The following is a 3,347-nucleotide window of genomic DNA, read 5'->3' as shown; positions in this document are numbered from 1 at the left end:
GGTGGCCTTCGCGGTGATGGTATAATTACCTGCTGCGGCTGCTGTGACTGTATACGTATAAGGGGCTGCGGCATCGGTGCCAAGTAATGTTGTGCCGTTATAAAAATCTACCTTGCTGATACTGCCGCTTGTGATGGTTGCCGTGGCATTCACTGTAATATTATCTCCTTCCGTATATACGGCATTATTCAACGGCGCCGTCAGGGTAACTGCGGGAACGGGATTATTATTGATAACCGTGGAGGCTTCTGTAATATTTGCACCGACCCTGAAAAAATCAAAATCAGCGTATCCACCCGCAGCGTTGGTCGCATATGTAAAAAGTCCGTAGCGATATCCGATAAATTGCGGAATGGTATAAGACATTTGAAGCATGCTGCCAATTGATTGCCAGGTGCTGCCATCTAAACTGTAATAAAAATACGCTTTGTCTGTCTGATTCCTGTAATCCATATCAATCCGTACATATACAGTATTCTGATTTAAAGGAAGGCTGGCAACCTGATTTGGAGTTCCGGTTACATCATTTCCGTTTACCATAATAATAGACTTTGTTGAACCGGTCATTTTCACCCCTACATATCCATACTGCTTTTGCAATGCTACCAAGCCGGCATAATCACCATCTTTCATACCCGATACATCAATAGCTGTATAGCCTGAACATTGGGGACCGAATGTACGTTGTGTCAATGTATTCGTAGTCATTAATACATTCGGATCTGTACGTTCGTTCGTTAATCGCAGATAACCGTTTCTTTGTGATAGTGACCAATAATTGTTCTGAGGATTATGATTCCATTGCCACGCCAACTGAAGAGGTGAAGTACTGGAAAACTCATCAGACGTAACAATGTTATGCATGCCTCCTTCACCTTTAGGAATATCAAGGGTTGAAGGTACTGCACTTAAAACCGGCCAGTCATTTACCCAGGTCATGGGAACAAGATAAGGTGCCCTTCCCTTCGCTCCGCTATCTTTAAACAGATAGGCATACCACTTACCGGCAGGAGTATCTATAAAAGAACCTTGCGCCACGCCTTGATCTTTAAATATTACTTTACCTTCATACGTACCAGTAAGACTTGAGCTCCGGTGAACAATCTGTGTACGCATGCCGCCATTCGGCCAACAGATATTATTAATGTAATAATATCCATTATGTTTCAGTACCTGCGACCCTTCTGCATTCAAACCAATGGGGCCGGCAATAGCACCGGCATTTGTAATCAGCGTTTTATTAGTACCACCGGATTTGATTGCCGATGCATCTGCGGTCAATTCAATAATTTTAATATCTCCTTGTCCATAGATCAAGTAAACACGGCCATCATCATCAAAGAAAAGGTTACAATCATGATAGGCACTATTCAGGACGGATACCGTCCATGAACCACCTTCAATGTTTGCAGTTTTATAAATGTACGTTTTGCCTGTACTACTGGAAAAAGTAGATGCATAATACATCCCATTCTGATATCGGATACTACTGGCCCAGGAACCATGGCCATACTCCTGCTTTCCGTTGGCCAGATTTAAGCCATCGGTACTGGCTAATGTAGAATAACAATAATTCACCATCTGCCAATTCACCAGATCGGTAGATTTCATGATGGGTACACCCGGATTCATATGCATGGTTGTACTGCTCATATAATAATTATTTCCTACACGAACGATGGCTATATCCGGAACGTCTGCATCAATGATTGGATTAGTAGCCATTGTCTGCGTAGCCGCATAAGCAGGCAGCTTCAACATCTGCTGCGCATAACGCTGTCCAAGCGTACGGTAAGAAGCCGGAGTAAAATGTAAATTATCACCCTTGTGAGGTAAACCGGCTGCGGATATAACATATGAATTAGGAATTATGCCGGGTAACTTTGCAATAATGGAGTTATGCCCGCCGCATGCACCACCTTCTGCTGTTGTTACTAATTCACCTGCTAAAAATGGAGTTTTAGTGGGATCCAAACCCAGGTCTTTAATTAAATTATCATATATAGCTTTTACTTTATTGGGCCAATCCTGCTGGCCATTATTTGTTTCTCCCTGATGGAATAATATTCCTTTAATAACACCATCCTTCTGCGCCAGCTTAGCTACTTCAACTAAGCGTGCATAGGGATTACCGCCATACTGATTTATGGTACCCACCATCCAGGATGGTGCAGTTGCAACATATGCCCCATAATTTACTTTATCAAATAAAGCAATATCGCACCCGCCAATCGCAACGGGTACAACCCCTATCTTTATATTTGCCGGGATGTTGGCAACCATTGTTCTGCCGAAATAATCCAAGGGACCCAGACCTGTATTGCACCTTACTATAGGCGGTGTTGCTGTTGTCCATTTTCCTATTGTATAAGACTTTGCTCCCGTACAATTTACAGCACCCATTACCTGGAATCTATTATCTACACCTGTTTGATCCTGTGCTTCTATTACTCCATTTCCTTCCATGTTCGATTGCCCAAAAGCAAGGTAAATATGAAAATTAGGGTCTTGAGCATATGATCGTGCGTACAAGAAAAAAGCGAAACAAAAGCATATTAGTTTGATATTTTTTTTCAATCGCATATATTTTTACATTTAGCAGGTTCGACCGTGAATCATTCAGTTAGCTTTTTTATAAACCAGATTTTATAAACAGATGAACAGGCCGTAAAAATCAAATAGTATTTCGGCTGATAGAAAAAGCACGTATCACCTGTTTTATAATAAATCTAACAGGCTACGGGATAAGTATTAAAAAGTCACCAGTTATTAATGAAATATTTATAAAAAAAATAAAAAATTTCGGAAGAACGCTAATCATTGTTAAAAACAAAAATCGTAAAGGATAAAATAATATCCCTTACGATTTACAACTAACTAAACTAAAATCGGAAAATTTAAACTATCTGATTACGGTTATTTTCTTTCTCATGACAGCATTATCTTTTTTAATGATCAGCACATATGCTCCGTCTGAAAGCCTGCTTACATCTACCTGTGCTCCCAAACCATTTGCACTTTGAGTGATTACGTGCTCATTACCCATCACATCTACCAGTGTAATGCTTGCTCCTGATAAGTCTCTATCTGATTCTATAAAGACGATGCCGTTTGCCGGGTTCGGATAAACATTCGCATTCAGTGTATTCGATGACTGAACGCCTGTTGATACGGGCTCTGAGGTAACTGTCACCGGTGCTGAAACTGTGATCCCGCCATTGCTGTCGGTCACACGGACTGTAATTACGTGATCGCCCGCCGATGGATTGTTCCAGTCAAAGCTATATGGAGCAGATGTACTTGAACCGATAACCGTATTGCCATCCAGATACTCAACTAAAACAATA

2 protein-coding genes are annotated in these 3,347 nt (G+C 41.2%); both read right to left on the bottom strand.

The window, feature by feature from the left end; all coding sequences use genetic code 11:
• Positions 1–2,583, bottom strand: a 2,583-nt coding sequence (locus ACTHJT_RS15400; protein ID WP_440239803.1) for a sialate O-acetylesterase, incomplete at its 3' end; no start/stop codon positions are given.
• Positions 2,584–2,902: 319 nt separating this feature from the next.
• Positions 2,903–3,347, bottom strand: a 445-nt coding sequence (locus ACTHJT_RS15395; RefSeq protein WP_440239801.1) for a T9SS type A sorting domain-containing protein, incomplete at its 5' end; no start/stop codon positions are given.

It is taken from the genome of Cytophaga sp., from assembly GCF_051961495.1.
Lineage (GTDB): Bacteria > Bacteroidota > Bacteroidia > Cytophagales > Cytophagaceae > Cytophaga.
The sequence above is the reverse complement of the archived record's forward strand: the minus strand, read 5'-3'. Positions and strand labels throughout refer to the sequence as shown.